15 protein-coding genes are annotated in these 15,808 nt (G+C 72.3%); 7 read left to right on the top strand and 8 right to left on the bottom strand.

What is annotated here, in order from left to right; translation table 11 throughout:
• The first annotated feature begins 12 nt into the window (after nt 1-12).
• The 3 genes from N912_RS0139640 to N912_RS0139630 all read left to right on the top strand — a co-directional run bounded on the left by N912_RS0139640 (nt 13) and on the right by N912_RS0139630 (nt 3,581).
• A complete protein-coding gene (locus N912_RS0139640) occupies nt 13-948 on the top strand; it encodes an aldehyde dehydrogenase family protein (RefSeq protein WP_028926797.1) in 936 nt (311 codons plus the stop codon).
• A gap of 65 nt (nt 949-1,013) precedes the next feature.
• On the top strand, nt 1,014-1,973 hold the full coding sequence (locus N912_RS0139635) for a nucleoside triphosphate pyrophosphohydrolase (RefSeq protein ID WP_028926796.1): 960 nt from the start codon (nt 1,014-1,016) through the stop codon (nt 1,971-1,973).
• A 126-nt stretch (nt 1,974-2,099) separates the two neighbouring features.
• On the top strand, nt 2,100-3,581 hold the full coding sequence (locus tag N912_RS0139630; RefSeq protein ID WP_084211640.1) for an MDR family MFS transporter: 1,482 nt from the start codon (nt 2,100-2,102) through the stop codon (nt 3,579-3,581).
• Here the strand turns inward: N912_RS0139630 and efeB are convergent.
• The 5 genes from efeB to N912_RS0139605 all read right to left on the bottom strand — a co-directional run bounded on the left by efeB (nt 3,578) and on the right by N912_RS0139605 (nt 8,366).
• Entirely contained in the window at nt 3,578-4,828 is a 1,251-nt protein-coding gene (gene efeB, locus N912_RS0139625; RefSeq protein ID WP_028926794.1) for an iron uptake transporter deferrochelatase/peroxidase subunit, read from the bottom strand. The genes N912_RS0139630 and efeB overlap by 4 nt on opposite strands.
• A gap of 62 nt (nt 4,829-4,890) precedes the next feature.
• A complete protein-coding gene (efeO, locus tag N912_RS0139620) occupies nt 4,891-6,039 on the bottom strand; it encodes an iron uptake system protein EfeO (protein ID WP_051581437.1) in 1,149 nt (382 codons plus the stop codon).
• Nucleotides 6,040-6,074: 35 nt separating this feature from the next.
• The gene (gene efeU, locus N912_RS57515; protein ID WP_037068971.1) at nt 6,075-6,905 is read right to left on the bottom strand and encodes an iron uptake transporter permease EfeU; all 831 of its coding nucleotides are present in this window, start codon (nt 6,903-6,905) and stop codon (nt 6,075-6,077) included.
• 157 nt (nt 6,906-7,062) lie between these two features.
• Nucleotides 7,063-7,491: a tetratricopeptide repeat protein gene (locus N912_RS0139610; protein WP_028926792.1), complete on the bottom strand. Its 429-nt coding sequence runs from the start codon at nt 7,489-7,491 to the stop codon at nt 7,063-7,065.
• Between the two features lie 56 nt (nt 7,492-7,547).
• Nucleotides 7,548-8,366: a class I SAM-dependent methyltransferase gene (locus N912_RS0139605; protein ID WP_028926791.1), complete on the bottom strand. Its 819-nt coding sequence runs from the start codon at nt 8,364-8,366 to the stop codon at nt 7,548-7,550.
• Nucleotides 8,367-8,405: 39 nt separating this feature from the next.
• Here N912_RS0139605 and N912_RS0139600 point away from each other — a divergent pair, with 39 nt between their 5' ends.
• The 4 genes from N912_RS0139600 (at nt 8,406) to N912_RS0139585 (ending at nt 11,579) form a co-directional block, all read left to right on the top strand.
• Nucleotides 8,406-9,011 carry a TetR/AcrR family transcriptional regulator gene (locus N912_RS0139600; RefSeq protein ID WP_245645760.1) on the top strand — a complete coding sequence of 202 codons (606 nt, stop codon included), beginning with the start codon at nt 8,406-8,408 and terminating at the stop codon, nt 9,009-9,011.
• Between the two features lie 99 nt (nt 9,012-9,110).
• Nucleotides 9,111-10,397: a phosphopyruvate hydratase gene (gene eno, locus N912_RS0139595; RefSeq protein ID WP_028926789.1), complete on the top strand. Its 1,287-nt coding sequence runs from the start codon at nt 9,111-9,113 to the stop codon at nt 10,395-10,397.
• 8 nt (nt 10,398-10,405) lie between these two features.
• Nucleotides 10,406-11,053, top strand: a complete 648-nt coding sequence (locus tag N912_RS62815; RefSeq protein ID WP_084211636.1) for an FtsB family cell division protein — start codon at nt 10,406-10,408, stop codon at nt 11,051-11,053.
• A gap of 7 nt (nt 11,054-11,060) precedes the next feature.
• The gene (locus N912_RS0139585; protein ID WP_028926787.1) at nt 11,061-11,579 is read left to right on the top strand and encodes a DUF501 domain-containing protein; all 519 of its coding nucleotides are present in this window, start codon (nt 11,061-11,063) and stop codon (nt 11,577-11,579) included.
• Here N912_RS0139585 and N912_RS0139580 read toward each other — a convergent pair.
• From N912_RS0139580 to N912_RS0139565, 3 genes are all read right to left on the bottom strand, one after another.
• Nucleotides 11,557-12,969 (bottom strand): amidase, encoded by a 1,413-nt coding sequence (locus N912_RS0139580; RefSeq protein ID WP_051581463.1) that lies wholly within the window; start codon nt 12,967-12,969, stop codon nt 11,557-11,559. The two genes, N912_RS0139585 and N912_RS0139580, sit on opposite strands and share 23 nt — an antisense overlap.
• Before the next feature lie 136 nt (nt 12,970-13,105).
• Complete coding sequence (locus N912_RS66120; protein ID WP_028926785.1) at nt 13,106-13,669, bottom strand: hypothetical protein; 564 nt, start codon at nt 13,667-13,669, stop codon at nt 13,106-13,108.
• 338 nt (nt 13,670-14,007) lie between these two features.
• The gene (locus N912_RS0139565; RefSeq protein WP_084211632.1) at nt 14,008-15,735 is read right to left on the bottom strand and encodes an acyl-CoA dehydrogenase family protein; all 1,728 of its coding nucleotides are present in this window, start codon (nt 15,733-15,735) and stop codon (nt 14,008-14,010) included.
• Nucleotides 15,736-15,808: the final 73 nt, after the last annotated feature.

Here is a 15,808-nt window from a genome sequence, read left to right as displayed (position 1 = left end):
GAAGGTACGGCCGTGCTGATCCACCACAAGCGCGTCTTGATTTCGTTCATCGGGCTGGTCGCGGCGTGCGCGACGCTCGCCGGGTGCGGTGAGGGGCCGCGGCAGGCCGGGTCGGCGGCGATCGTCGGCTCCGACGCGGTGTCGCTGTCCACCGTGCAGCGCCAGGTGGACAGCGTGTACGCCAAGCCCGAGGTCGCGCAGCGGGTCACCCAGCTCGGTGGCACCCCGGCGGACATCGCCCAGCTCATGGTCACCCGTGACGTGCAGCACATCGTCTACGGCGAGGCCGCCCGGCGCGACGGCATAGTCGTCGACGAGGCGCAGGTCGACGCCGAGCTGAACAAGCCGGCCGTGGCCGCCCAACTGGCCGGCCAGTTCCTCATCGACCAGGAGTCGAAGCGGGACATGGTCCGCGACCGGATCATCGCCAAGGCGCTGGCCACCAAGTACTTCGACCGGCTGATCGTCACCGTCGACATGGTCGCCACCGCCACCCGCCAGGACGCCGAGGCTACCGCGCGGCGGCTGGCGGCCGGCGGCGCGCAGGCCGACGCCGTGCTCGCCACCGGCGACGCGAACACCGCCCTGCGCGGGCTGCCGTTACGCGCCGCCGCCGCCCCCACCCTGGCCACCGAGCCGATCTTCGGCACGCCGGCCGGCCAGGTCGTCGCCTCCCAGAGCACCACCACCGGCCAGTGGACGGTCCTGCGCGTCACCGACCGCCGTTTCGAAGGCCCGCCCGTGACCGACCCGAACCTGAGCGCCGTCTCCCGGCTCGACGACAGGTCCCTCGAGGTGATCGGTCGCCGGCTCACCCAACCGCTGTCCGAGGAGCTGGGCGTGCGGATCAACCCCCGCTACGGCGCCTGGGACCCGGTCAAGCTGATGGTTCTCCCCACCGACCAGGCCACCAGCATGATCGTCAAAACCGCTGGTCAGAACCCGTGAGTGGTTAGCGTTGTCATAGCAACGCTAACCACTCACGGGTTGGCCAGGCCTTACGCTGGTGATCGATGTCCCGAACTCTGATCGTTGTCTCCCCCCGGATGGGCGCCGTGCTCCCGGCCGCCGCGCTGCCGGCGCTGCGCGCGGCCGAGCGGGTGGTCGCCGACGAGTCGGTGTCCGCCGAGCTGGCTGAAGCGGCCGGGATCCCGGCGCCGGTTGGGCCGGTCACGGAGTGGCCTGGCGACTCGTGCGCGCTGTTGACCTCGGACTCCGACCATCCGCTGGTGGAGAGTGCGGACGCGGTGGTGGGCACGCCGGAGCCGGACGGTGCCGCGTTGTTGGACGCGGTCGCCGTGATGGACCGGCTGCGCTCGCCGGGCGGGTGCCCGTGGGACGCCGAGCAGACCCACGTCACGCTGTTGCCGTACCTCATCGAGGAGGCGTACGAGCTGCACGAGGCGGTGGACGATGCGGACCGGGCGGCGCTGCGCGAGGAGCTCGGGGACGTGCTGCTGCAGGTGCTGTTCCACGCCAGGGTGGCCACCGAGGGCGGGGTGGCGCCGTACCCGCCCGACGCGGCGGTGTTCGGCATCGACGAGGTGGCGTCCGACCTGGTGCGCAAGCTGGTGGAGCGGCATCCGCACGTGTTCGGCGCGGACCGGGCGGGCAGCGCGAGCGACCTGGAACGCCGCTGGGACGAGCTCAAGCGCGTGCAGAAGGGCAGGCGGTCCGCGCTGGACGGCGTCGCGCACGGCCAGCCCGCGGTGGCGCTGGCCGCCAAGCTGGTGTCGCGGGCGGCCAGGGCGGGCCTGCCCGAGGACCTGCTGATGAACGGTGACGGCCTGTTCAACCTGATCGCCCGCACCAAGCTCACCGGAGCCGACCCGGAGCAGCAGCTGCGCGCCGCCGCCCGTGCCTTCGCCGCGTCCGTACGCACCGCCGAGCAGGCCGCCACCGCCGCCGGCCTCGACCCGCACGCCCTCACCCCCGAGGACTGGCACCGGTTCTGGCCTTCGCCCTCGGCATAACAGTTGGCCCGCTGGCGACGTCGACGAGTAGCGTGACCGGGCACGCCTGGTCAGGCCCTCGGCTCGAGGGGGTTCGGTCGCCCTCGCCGGCGTCGAACGTTTGCATCCACGATGGGAGGACCGTTGATGGCTCGCGCCGTCGAGGAGCACGACCCCGGCACGCCGGAGGCGGGGATCCCGGCGGCAACCGAGCCGCCCGCTCCGGCCGCTCCCGCTGCGCCGGCCAAGGGAGACCTGGTCGTCTGGCTACTGGTGGCGTCCGCGTTCGTCATGATCCTGAACGAGACGATCATGAGCGTGGCGCTGCCCGCGCTGGTCACCGCGCTCGACGTCACCGTCGGCACGGCGCAGTGGCTGACCAGCGGGTTCCTGCTGACCATGGGCGTGGTGATCCCGACCACCGGGTTCCTGCTGCAGCGGTTCCGGCCGCGCCAGGTCTACCTGGCGTCGATGACGCTGTTCAGCGCCGGCACGTTGATCTGCGCGCTGTCGCCGGGCTTCGGCATGCTGCTGGTCGGGCGGATCGTGCAGGCCGTCGGCACGGCGGTGATGGTCCCGCTGCTGATGACCTCGGTGATCAGGCTCATCCCGGCCGAGCGGCGGGGCGCCATGATGGGCACCATCACCGTCGTGATCGCCGTCGCGCCCGCGATCGGCCCGACCATCTCCGGTGTGATCCTCACCGCGCTGAGCTGGCGCTGGATGTTCATCATCGTGCTGCCGATCGGCCTGCTCGCGCTCGCGGCCGGTGCCACCTGGCTGCGCATCGACAGCGAGACCAACCGCGTCCCGCTGGACCTGGCGTCGGTGCTGTTGTCCGCGCTCGGGTTCGGCGGGCTGGTGTTCGGGCTGAGCGGCGTCGGCGAGTCCGCGCGCGGCGGGGCCCCGCTGCCGCCGTGGCTGCCGACGCTGGTCGGGCTGGTGGCGCTGGCCGTGTTCGTGGCGCGCCAGCTGCGGCTGCAGCGTGACGACCGGGCACTGCTCGACCTGCGGCCGCTGGCCCATCGGCCGTTCACGGTCTCCCTGGTGCTGATCGTGCTGGGCATGATCTCGCTGTTCGGCGTGATCATCCTGCTGCCGCTGTACATGCAGGACGTGCTGCGGGTGGACCCCTTCGTGACCGGGCTCTCGGTGCTGCCGGGCGGGCTGGCGATGGGGCTGCTCGGGCCGGTGGTCGGCCGGCTCTACGACAAGGTCGGGGTGCGGCCGCTGACGCTGCCGGGCGCGGTGGTGCTCTGCGCGGCGCTGTGGGCGTTCACCACGCTGGGGCCGTCGTCGCCGCTGCTGCTGTTCATCGCGATGCACGTCGTGCTGGTCATCGGCCTGTCGTTCATGTTCACCCCGCTGATGACCTACGCGCTCGGGCTGCTGCCGCCGGGGCAGGACTCGCACGGCAGCGCGATCGTCACCACCCTGCAGCAGGTGGCCGGCGCGGCCGGCACCGCCCTGTTCATCACGGTCATGAGCCTGGCCTCCGCCGCGCCGGCCACCGGCCGTACCGACGCCGCCGGCGCGCACGCCGCCTTCCTGTGCGCCGCGATCATCGGCACGATCGTGGTGCCCGTCGCCCTGCTGGTCGGCCAGAAGAAGGCCGCGCCGCGGGCCTAGCCGAACAGGCCGTCGGCCCAGAAGCCGCCGCGCTTGACGCCGGGCGGGACGGCGAACAGGGCGGACCCGGTGTGTTCGAGGTACTCCTGGGTCATCTCGTCCTTGCTGGCCAGGGCGCGCTGGATGGGGACGAACTGCTTGCCGGGGTCGCGGACGAACGCGATGAAGAACAGGCCGGCGTCCAGGTGGCCGCTGCCGTCCGCGCCGTCCACGAAGTTGTAGCCCCGGCGCAGCATCCGGGCGCCGCCGTGCTCGGCGGCCGACGCCAGCCGGATGTGCGAGTTCTCGTCGATCAGCGGGCGGCCGTCGTTGCCGGAGACCTGGTAGTCGGCCAGGTCGAACTCGTTGGACTTGCCCAGCGGGGCGCCGGTGCCCTTGCTGCGGCCGACCAGGCGCTGCTGCTCGGACAGCGAGGTCCGGTCCCAGATCTCGATGTGCATCCGGATCCGCCGGGCCACCAGGTAGCTGCCGCCGGCCATCCAGGCCGGGCCGTCGCCGGGCGCCACCCAGACGTGGTCGCGCAGCGCGTCCGGGTCCTCGGCCTTGACGTTGTTGGTGCCGTCCTTGAAGCCGAACAGGTTGCGCGGGGTGGCCTGCGCGGTCGAGGTGGACGAGGTCCGGCCGAACCCGAGCTGCGACCAGCGCACCGCGGTGGTGCCGAACCCGATCCGCACCAGGTGCCGGATGGCGTGCACGGCGACCTGCGGGTCGTTCGCGCAGGCCTGGATGCACAGGTCGCCGCCGCTGCGGGCGGGGTCGAGCTTGTCGCCCTGGAAGTGCGGCAGCTCGGCCAGCGCGGCGGGCTTGCGGTCGGCCAGCCCGAAGCGGCCGTCGAACAGCGACGGACCCAGCCCCAGGGTGAGCGTGAGCTGGCTGGCGGCCAGGCCGAGCGCCTCGCCGTTGTCGTCCGGCGGCGCGTCCGGGTTGCCGCCCACCGCGCCCAGCGGGCTGACCTCGGCGCCGGCGGTCATCCGCTCCGCCGCCCTTGTCCACTTCTTGAGCAGGTCGACCAGCGCGGCGCGCTCGCCGGTGGTGACGTCCAGCGCGACGAAGTGCATCCGGTCCTGGGCGGCGGTCACGATGCCGGCCTGGTGCTCGCCGTGGAACTCCACCGGGGAGGCGATGGCGGCGGCCTCCTCGGCCGGGCCGGAGTTCGCCGACGAGCCGACCGCCGCACCGACCGCCGCGCCGGCGCCGGCCAGCGCGGCACCCGCCCCGGCCAGCCCGAACAGGGTGCGCCGGGACAGGCTCGACCGGGGCTCCTCCGACTCGTTTTGTGCCGGCCCCGGTGCCGGCCCGGCTGGATCGCTCACGTCCTCGTCACCACCCCGGAGACCTTGCTGACCGGCTCGCCGAGCGCGTCCACGGCCTCGGCCATCTTCTTCTTGTCGGCGTCGTTGAGCGCGGTGTAGAGCTTGAACCCGTCACCGGCGCGGTAGCCCTCCAGCAGCTTGTCGACGGCCTCGAACCGCTGGTCCAGCGTCGGGCCCAGCGCCTTGTCCTTCTCGTCGATCACCTGGCGCAGCGCGGCGACCGCGGCCTTCGAGCCCTCCACGTTGGCCTTGAAGTCCCACAGGTCGGTGTGCGAGTACCTGTCCTCCTCGCCGGTGATCTTGCCGGTGGCCACCTCGTCGAGCAGCTCCTTGGCGCCGTTGGCCAGCTGCACCGGGGTCAGCTCGACGGTCTTGACCCGGTTCTGCAGGTCCTTCATGTCGGCCAGCAGCTGGTCGGCGATCGCGCCCGAGTCGGCCTTCAGGCCGTCCACCCAGAGGTCCTTCTCCAGCCGGTGGTAGCCGGTGAACTGCTCCCCGGGCTTGCGTTCGTCGTCCTCGCGGCCGTCCACCTTGGGGTCGAGGTCGCCGAACGACTCGGCCACCGGCTCGATCCGCTCCCAGTAGGTGCGGGCGACCGGGAACTGCGCCTTGGCCGCCTCGGCGTTGCCGGACTTGACGGTGTTCACGAACTCCTCGGTCTTGGGCACCAGCGCGTCGATCTGCGAGGTGACGTACCGCTTGTAGCTGGCGGTGGCCTCGGCCAGCTTGGTGTTGTTGTCCACCGAGCGGTTGGCCTGGCCGGTCACGGTGAACGGCGCGCGGATGCCGTCACCGACCATCCCCGGCTTGCACGCGGTGGTGTACGCCCCGCCGTCGGGCACCTCGACCACCAGCTTGCGGGTCAGCGCCGGGCCGATGTTCTCCACCTCGCCCATGATCCGGTCGCCGGTGCCGTACAGGTAGAACTCGGTGACCTTGTTGCCCTTGTTGGTCACCTGGAAGGTGATGTGCCCGGCGGGCGCCTCCTTCTTGGACACCTCGCAGGAGGTGTCGGTGGCGGTGACCTTGATGGTGCCGTCGTCGGCCGGGGCGCCGCCGCCGGAGGAGCCGCCGCCGCAGCCGGCGAGTAGGGCGCCCGCGCTGACCAGCGCGGTCGGGATGATCAGGGTGCGGGCGGTTGCCACGGGTTCTCCTCGGGGTGCGGGGTAGGGGACCGCGCTCAGGCGGGTGCGGCGGTGGTGGTGGCGCGCCGGGTGCGGATCGGCAGGAGGAACAGCGTGAGCACGATGCCCACGTACAGCACCCAGACCGTGGCCTCCAGCACGGTGGTCTGGGGAGACAGGTTGAAGATGCCCTTGAGCAGCGTCCCGTACCAGGAGTCGAGCGGGACGGCCTCGCTGATGTCGAACGCCAGCGTGTGCAGGCCCGGCAGGATGGCGGCCTCCTGCAGGTCGTGCACGCCGTAGGCGAGGATGCCGGCCGCGACGAAGATCAGCAGCACGCCGGTGACCTTGAAGAACTTGGCCATGTTGATCCGGACCGCGCCCCGGTAGATCAGGTACGCCAGCGCCACGGCGACCGCGATGCCGATCAGGAAGCCGATCAGCGGCTGGGTGGTCTCGCCGGCGGCCTGCGCGGCGGCCCAGAAGAACACCGCGGTCTCCAGGCCCTCCCTGCCGACCGCCAGGAAGGCCATCAGCACCACGGCCCAGGAGCCGATCTCCAGCGCCTGCGCCAGCTTGTCGCGCAGCTCGCCGGACAGCGCGCGGGCGGTGCGCCGCATCCAGAAGATCATCCAGGTGACGAAGCCCACCGCGACGATGGACATGCTGCCGCCGAAGGCCTCCTGCGCCTCGAAGCTCATGCTTTGGGTGCCGAACGTGAGCAGCGCCCCGACGCCGACGCTCAGCGCGACCGCCACCGCCACGCCGGCCCAGACCCAGGGCAGCGCCGCGCGGCGTTCACTCCGTACCAGAAACGCCACCAGGATGCTCACCACCAGGGCGGCTTCCAGGCCCTCGCGCAGGCCGATCAGCGCGTTGCTCAGCATGCCGCGCCCTCGCCGATCAGTGCACTTAAAGGCCAGCCTAACCTCATGGTGCGGAGCCTAACCTGACTCGCGGGCGAGAGCTATAGCACCGTGATCTCGAACTCGCTACGGCCGGTCGTCGGGGGGCCTACCTGCCAAAAGTTGGCGATAACCCCGCTCAGGCCTGCTCGATGGCGATGCGTGCGCGGACCTCGCCGAGCGCGTCCTGGTACTCCGGGCGGGGGGCCATCGCGTCGGCCATGCGCAGTTGGGCGAGCGACTCGGTCAGCCTGCCCTGCCGCTGCAGCGCCTTGCCCAGCGCGAACCGGGCGTAGTGCTCGGTCGGGTCGATCTCCAGTACCCGGGTGAACGCGGCCTCGGCGCGGCGGAGCTGTGCGGAGTCCAGGAACGCGCGGCCGGCGAGCAGGTGCACCGAGGCGTCGTCCGGCTGCGCGGCGAGCACCGGGAGCAGGGCCTGCACCGCGTCCAGCGGGCGGCGCTGGGACAGCAGGGCCTCGGCCCGCTTGAACGAGGCGAATGTGGTGTCGTCGCTGTTGTCTCTGTCGTCGCCGTTGTCGCCGTTGTCGGAGAAGGGAGCCTGCGTCATGGTCGTTCCTACGCTAGAGCCACCCGCCGCGACGCGCGAGCGCGAGCCCCTCGGCCTCAGAACCGGTAGCGCAGGATCCGGCCGATGTCGCGCAGCCCGGGGATGTGCGCCATCACCCGCATGCCCAGCCGGCCCGACGCGGGCAGCTTGTCCAGCCCGGGGACGTCGACGCTGCGTATCGCGTCCAGCAGCCGCAGGCCCTGGTGCCAGTTCTCCAGTTCGTGCGGGTCGTCGATGCCCCAGTGCAGGGTGGCGCCGGCGTTGCGCACCGCCGGCACGAGCTTCTGTAGCCGGATGCCGATCGTGCCGTAGCAGTCGAACAGCAGTTGGCCGCTCGGGAATCGGCCGGTGATCCGCTCGATGAGCCGCCGGCCGTCCTGCTTGATCAGGTACATGCTGAGGCCCTCGAAGACGGTGACCGTGGGGCGGTCGGAGGGCACCTGGTCGAGCCAGGCTTCGTCGGTGACGGAGGTGCCGATCGGGTGGTAGTCGCCGCCGGGCGGGGGGAGCAGGCGCTCGCGCAGGTCGACCACCTCGGGGTAGTCGACGTCGAACCAGCGAACGGTGGGGGCGGGGGCGAGCCGGTGCACGCGGGTGTCCAGGCCGCAGGCCAGGTGCAGCACGGTGGCGTGTTCGTGTTCGGCCAGGAACTCGCGGGTCCAGCCGTCGAGCTGGTGGGCGCGCAGTGCGACGCCGGCGGCGGTGGTCGCCGAGATCCCGGTCCGGCCGAAGTCGTAGTCGATCCGGTCGACGGCGCGGGCGGCCTCGTGGTCGCCGAGCACGGAGTTCGGTGAGCGGCTGTCCAGCGCGCGGCCGTACAGGGTGGCGAGCAGGGTCTCCTGAGCGCCGGACAGGGTGATCTTTTCGCGGCTCACGTCCGTAACAATACAACGCAGCATTGTATTGTTTTTCACGTGCAACCCCCACGGCGTCCAGGTCGCCCGCGCGACCAGCGGACGGATCTGGCGATCATGGCCGCCGCCTTCGAGCTGTTCACCGAGTGCGGCGCCGGGGCGACCAGCATCGAGCAGGTCGCCCGCCGCGCCCGCGTCACCCGCGCGACCGTCTACCGCCGGTTCCCCGACAAGACGACGCTGCTGGCGCGGGCGATCGAGTGGGCGGACCGGGTGGACAACGAGGACCACCAGCGGCCCGAATGGCCGGACTGGCCGGACCTCGACCGGATGCTCGACGACTGGGCGGATTACCTCGCCCGGCCGCGCAACCGGCGGATGCTGCGCCGGCTCTACGGCGCGGTCGACGACTTCCCCCAACTGCTGGAGGCCTACCGCGAGGCCCACGGCCACCGGCGCGGCGAGGCGGTACGAGCCACCCTGGACCGCGCCCGCGCGCACGGCCAGCTCCCCGAGCACGGCAACACCGAGGTACTCCTGGGCCTGCTCAACGGTGCGGTCCTGCACCACCTCGGCGGCTATCCGGACACCAGCCGCCGCGCCGAGATCAAGGACTACCTGACCGCGGTGCTCCGGGAGGCCGGCTACCGACCCGGGCGGGCGTAGGTTTGGTGGCGCGGCGCACGGGAGCCCGCTCGGGCCCGGCGGTTAGGCTCTGCGGGACCGATACCCAATGCTTGAGCCAGATTGATCCAAGGAGCTGATGTGGCCGTCATCGAGCAGGTCGGCGCCCGCGAGATTCTCGATTCTCGAGGCAACCCCACCGTGGAGGTGGAGGTCGCACTGGACGACGGCACGCTGGCGAGGGCGGCGGTGCCCTCGGGCGCGTCCACCGGCGAGCACGAGGCCGTCGAGCTGCGCGACGGGGACTCCCGGCGCTACGGCGGCAAGGGGGTCGAGCGGGCGGTGGCCGGCGTGCTCGACGAGATCGGCCCCGAGCTGCTCGGCGTGGAGGCCGTCGACCAGCGGGTGGTCGACCAGAAGCTGGTGGACCTGGACGGCACCCCCGACAAGTCCCGGTTGGGCGCCAACGCGCTGCTCGGGGTGTCGCTGGCGGTGGCCAAGGCGGCGGCCGAGTCGTCGGGGCTGGAGCTGTTCCGCTACGTCGGCGGGCCGAACGCGCACGTGCTGCCGGTGCCGATGATGAACATCGTGAACGGCGGCGCGCACGCCGACAACGCGGTGGACGTGCAGGAGTTCATGATCGTCCCGGTCGGCGCCGAGTCGTTCCGGGAGGCGCTGCGCTGGGGCGCCGAGGTGTACCACGCGCTCAAGTCCGTGCTCAAGGCGCAGGGCCTGTCCACCGGGCTGGGCGACGAGGGCGGCTTCGCGCCCGAGCTGTCCGGCACCAGGGCCGCGCTGGACTTCATCGCCAACGCGATCGGCAAGACCGGGCTCACCGTGGGCCGGGACGTGGCGCTGGCGCTGGACGTGGCGGCCACCGAGTTCTTCACCGACGGGACCTACGCCTTCGAGGGCTCCAAGCGCTCCGCCGAGGAGATGTCGAACTTCTACGCCGAGCTGCTCGGCTCGTACCCGCTGGTGTCCATCGAGGACCCGCTGGCCGAGGACGACTGGGACGGCTGGCGGGCGCTCACCGCGCAGATCGGCGGGCGGGTGCAGCTGGTCGGCGACGACCTGTTCGTCACCAACCAGGAGCGGCTGGAGGACGGCATCTCCCGCCAGGCCGCCAACGCGATGCTGGTGAAGGTCAACCAGATCGGCACGCTGTCCGAGACGCTGGACGCCGTCACGCTGGCGCACTCCTGTGGCTACAAGTGCGTGATGAGCCACCGCTCCGGCGAGACCGAGGACACCACGATCGCCGACCTGGCGGTGGCCACCGGGTGCGGACAGATCAAGACCGGCGCGCCGGCCCGGTCCGAGCGGGTGGCCAAGTACAACCAGCTGCTGCGCATCGAGGAGACCCTGGGCGACGCCGCCCGCTACCTCGGTGACCTGGCGTACCCGCGCTACACCCCGGAGGACTGAGGGAGTACATGCCTGCCGCTGGTGACCCCGGCCGGGCGCGGTCCGGACGGGGCCGGCCGTCCGGCGATCCGCGCGGCACCGGCACGGGGCGCGCCTCGGGTACCGGGCGGGCGTCGGCGACTGGGCGGGCGTCGGGTACCGGGCGGGCGGATCGGGGTTCGAACGCGAGCCCGGTCCGGGCATCGCCGACGCCGGGCGGCAAGGTGCGCGGCGCCGCCGCCGGTGGTGCGTCGGACGCGATCAGGGGCAGCCGGGCGCACCGGGTCGCGGTGGCCACCTCGGGCATGCTCGGGGTGTCCTCGACCCGGCACGCCGCGGTGCTCGCGCTGGTGGTGTGCGCGCTGGCGCTGACCGTGGCGGTGCCGCTGCGCAACTTCCTGACCCAGCGCCAGGAGCTGTCCGCGCTGCAGGCCAGGCAGCGACAGCTGACCGAGCAGGTGGACCAGCAGACCCGCCGCCGCGACGAGCTCCGCGACCCGGCCGCGGTGGCCGCCGAGGCCCGCCAGCGGCTCGGGTATGTCTGGCCGGGGGAGACGCCCTACGTCGTGCAGCTGCCCAGCGACGTGCCCTCGACGACCCCGGACGCGGAGGCCGCCGCGCGCGCCCCGTGGTTCGACAAGCTGTGGACAGACCTGCGAGGAGCACCGCCGAAATGACGCCGAAGTGACCGAGCCGACGACCGTGACCGAGGCGGACCGGGACGCGGTGGCCGCCCAGCTCGGACGCCGGCCCCGGGGGCTGCACGACGTGGCGTACCGCTGCCCGTGCGGGCTGCCGGCCGTGGTCCGTACCCACCCCCGCCTGGAGGACGGCACGCCGTTCCCCACGCTCTACTACCTGACCTGCGCGCGGCTGTGCTCGCAGGTCGGCGGCCTGGAGGCGGCCGGGCGGATGCGCGCGATGACCGACCGGCTGGCCGCCGACCCCGAGCTGGCCGCCGCCTACCGCCGCGCCCACGAGCGCTACCTGGCCGAGCGCGACGCCCTCGAACCGCTGGGTACCGACGTCAGCGCCGGCGGCATGCCGACCAGGGTGAAGTGCCTGCACGTACACGTCGGGCACGCGCTGGCGGCCGGCCCCGGGGTGAACCCGTTCGGCGACGAGGCGCTCGCCGAGCTGGGCGACTGGTGGCGCGCCGGCCCGTGCGTCACGCCTTGTGTCAGTCCAGCGGCGGGGGCGTGAAGCCGCCGACCAGTTGCTCGGCCAGCTCGGCGAACCTCAGCGTGGTGCGGTCGCCGTACATCGGCCCGATCGCCTGCACCCCGATCGGCAGGTTCTCCTCGGAGCGGCCGATGGGCAGCGCGGTGGCCGGCAGGCCGGGCAGCGTCGCCACGCCGGCCATGGCCAACTGGTCGAAGTACTCGTAGTCGGTCCCGTCGACGGTGATCCGCCGCTCCGCCATGCCGCTGTGGTCGTGCGGGATCGCCGGCGTCGACATGACCGGGCAGAGCACCACGTCGAACTCGGCGAACAGCTCCCGCCACTGCTGGCGCAGGACCGCGCGCCGGCCGTCGGCGATGACCCAGTCCCGGTGGCTGAGTGCCCCGCCCCTGGTGCGCTCGGCGGCGAGGCTCCGGTCGTCCGGGTCGAGCCCGGCGGCCGCCTCGCGGACGGCCTCGTACTGCTCCGACGGGATGTTCGCGTAGAGGAAGGAGATCAGCAGGCGCATGTAGAGCCGGGCGGCGTCGCTCAGGTCGGGCAGCAGCGGGCTGTCCCGCGTCACCTTCGCCCCGGCGTTGGCCAGCTCGGTCGCGAAGTCGTTGATCGCGTTCCGGACGCTGGTCGAGCTGGGCATCAGCGGGTGGGCGTCGAGCACCAGCACCCGGAAGTCGGCCAGGTCGGTGTGCCGCGACGGCGGGAGCGCGAGCCGGTAGGCGGTGCCGAGGGACAGCTCGTCGGGCTCGGCGAGGATGTCCAGCAGCAGGGAGAGGTCGCCGGGGGTGCGCGCCATCGGCCCGATCACCGCGAGGTCGCTCTCGCCCGGCACGGCCGGCACGCCGGGCGGGGTGTGCCCGCGCGCCGTCAACAGCCCGAGCGACGGCTTGTGCGCGTAGACGCCGCAGTAGTGCGCCGGGTTGCGCAGCGAACCGCCGATGTCCGAGCCCAGCGACAGCGGCCCGTACCCCGCCGCGAGCGCGGCCGACGAGCCACCGGAGGAGCCGCCCGGGATGCGGTCGGGGTTCCAGGGGTTGCGGGTGGTGCCGTAGAGGTCGTTGTAGCTCTGGAAGTCGCCGAGGCCGACCGGCACGTTGGTCTTGCCCAGCACGACGGCCCCGGCCGCCTTGACCCGCGCCACCGCCACCGCGTCGGCGTCCGGGACGAAGTCGGCGAACGCCGAGAATCCCCAGGTCGTGGGCAGGCCGGCGACGTGGTACGACTCCTTGACGGTCATCGGGACGCCGAGCAGCGGCGTGACCTCACCGCGAGCACGCGCGGCGTCGGCGTCCCTGGCGGCCGCGAGCGCCCGCTCGAAGTCCGGCACGCACACCGCGTTGATCGTCGCGTCGTGCCGTTCGATCCGTGCGATGGCGGCCTCGGTCAGCTCGACCGACGAGACGCGGCCGCTGGCCATCGCCTCCGTCAGCTCGGTGGCGCTCCCGTACACAAGCGCGGCGTCAACCACACCGATCCCCTCCCTCGCCCCCGGCCGGTATCCAGACCGAACTCTATGTCCGCGGGTAACCTTCCGCGAGCCGATACCGGCACCGCTATTCGGGAACCCGGCCCGCCTCCCTGAGCAGGCCGGCCGGGCGAATGTCGACGTTCGGCAGGAACCCGGGGAAGAACCGGAGATCGGCTCCGGACAGCCGCCCCGGCGGGTTTTCCGTCCGGTAGCTGCACAGCACCCGTGCCTTCGAGGTGGCGCCTCGGGCGAGGCGATGCAGGTGGACGAAGAGCAACTGCCGGTTGTCGTTGCGCAGCTGTCGTGCGATCCGCACATCGGCGCCGGGCGCGACTCCGTCCGGGTTCCATGGGTCCGCGAGCGAGCGCAGTCCCTCCGGGAGCTCGACGCGCGGGCGCAGCGCGTGCTTCTCCGGGTCGGCGGCGTCGCGGACCATGAGGTCGCGGTGGCCGCTGTTGGTCACCGCGATCTCCAGCACCACCAGGTTGGTCACCTTGATCGTGCCGATCCGCATGTCGACCTGCACACCCAGCGTCGACGGGTCGATTCGGGCGAGCTCTTCCATGCCGACGAGCAGTCCCGGGCGCGCCGCCCCGCCCTTGCGGTAGTAATAATGCGCGGTGACGATTCCGATCAGCGCGCCGATCACAGCGGTCACCAATGTGATTATCAGCTCGGTGGTTGACAAAGATTTGATCCTGACGCTGGTTGACGCCCCGACGACGGTCGAGCACTATACGAGCATGCGGGCGAGGTGGCTCGTCCAGCCGACGAGGGGAGGTGGGGTTGTTGCGTCCACGGCTAGCTGGTGACCGGCATGGGATGCCGAGGAACACACGTGACGGCCGGATCTCTTCTTTTCGTCGGCCTTTTTCGTCGTGCCGATCTTCTTTTCTTCCGGCTTAACGGGGTTTAGCCTTCCCTTTTTGTCGTAGCGCCCTTTTTGTCGGGCGCGCCTGAGGGCTGGCCCCGGCACGTGACCGTCGCCTAGGCGTGCGGTGTCACCCTGGCCAGGGTGGCGGCGGTGGCGGCATCCGAGGCGGTGTGGGTGCCGGCGGTGCGCCAGTTGGGCTCGTCGCCGAACCGGGCGGCCAGGAACACCTCGGTGACCTCGCTCGGCGCGTGCCGCACCAGGACCGAGCCCTGCAGGCACACGCCCATCAGCTCGGCCAGCCGCCGCGCGCGCCGCTCGTCCGGCGCGGACAGCTCGGCGCGCAGCGCGCGGACGGCCGCGTCGAACGCAGACGACTGCCCGGCCGCCGCGTCGATCTCGGCGAGCACGGCGTCCACGCTCTCCGGCGAGCGGGCGATGGCGCGCAGCGCGTCCAGCGCGTTGACGTTGCCGGAGCCCTCCCAGATGGAGTTCAGCGGCGCCTCCCGGTACAGCCTGGGCAGCCCGGACTCCTCGACGTAGCCGTTGCCGCCGAGGCATTCGGCAGCCTCCGCGACCACCGTGGTGGCCCGCTTGCACACCAGGTACTTCGACACCGGCAGCGCCAGCCGCAGCAGCGCGCGCTCGTCGCGGCCGCCCCGGTCCGCCGCCCCGGCCAGCCGGAACGCCAGCCGGGTGGACGCCTCGGCCTCGGCGGCCAGCTCGGCGACCACGGAGCGCATCAGCGGCTGGTCGGCCAGCCGGGCGCCGAACGCCGACCGGTGCGCGATGTGGTGCGCGGCCTCGGTCAGCGCGATACGGATCAGGGCGGCGGAGCCGAGCACGCAGTCCAGCCTGGTCGCGGACACCATGTCGATGATCGTCCGCACGCCCCGGCCCTCGTCGCCGAGCCGCCAGCCGAGCGCGTCGGCGTACTCGATCTCCGCCGAGGCGTTGGACCGGTTGCCCAGCTTGTCCTTCAGCCGCATGACCCGGAAACCGTTGCGGGTGCCGTCCGGGAGCACCCTGGGCAGCACGAAGCAGGTCAGCCCGCCGGGGGCCTGGGCCAGGGTGAGGAACAGGTCGCACATCGGCGCCGAGGTGAACCACTTGTGGCCGACCAGCCGGTAGGTGCCATCCCCGGTGGGGGTCGCCACGGTGCTGCCGGCGCGTACGTCCGAGCCGCCCTGCTTCTCGGTCATCGACATGCCGGCCAGCAGGGCCGCCTTGCCGGTGGGCTCGGCCAGGCCGGGGAGGTAGGTCGAGGCGCTCAGGCCGGGTTCGTAGCGGGCGGCCAGCTCGGGGTCGTTGCGCAGCGCCGGCACCGCCGCGTACGTCATCGAGATCGGGCAGCAGTGTCCCTGCTCGAGCTGGCTCATCAGGTAGAACGCGCCGGCGCGGGCCACGTGCGCGCCGGGGCCGGCGTCCGGTGCCCAGGGCGCGGCGTGCGCCCCGGCCTGGACCGAGCGCTCCATCAGCCAGTGCCAGGACGGGTGGTACTCGACCTCGTCGATCCGGTTGCCGTACCTGTCGTGGCTGCGCAGGACCGGTTCGTGCTCGTTGGCCAGCCGGGCGTGCTCGCGGCCCTCCGCCGAGCCGACCACCGTGCGCGCCAGCTCGGCGAGGCGGGTCAGGGCGGACTCTGACGCCTCGGGGGCCTCGGTGCGGATGGCGTCGGCCAGGGCCGGGTCGCAGGCCAGCGGGTCGTAGCCGTCCAGCGGGGGCGCCTGGTTCGTCACCGTGTGGGTGCGGAAGCGCTCGCCCACGGTCGGGTCTTGGGTCGCCCGTTCGGCGGCGTGACCATGGTTCGCTGGAACACCGCGCTGGTCCAGAAGCTCGGTCATCCTCCGAGACTAGCCGCGAGCTGGTGACCTTGCTCGGGCTCTCGTGCAGGGTATTTCGGGTGCGGTTCGGGCG

The organism is Actinospineispora acaciae DSM 45401 (assembly GCF_000620785.1).
GTDB lineage: Bacteria > Actinomycetota > Actinomycetes > Mycobacteriales > Pseudonocardiaceae > Pseudonocardia > Pseudonocardia acaciae.
This window is presented reverse-complemented; position numbering and strand designations above follow the sequence as displayed.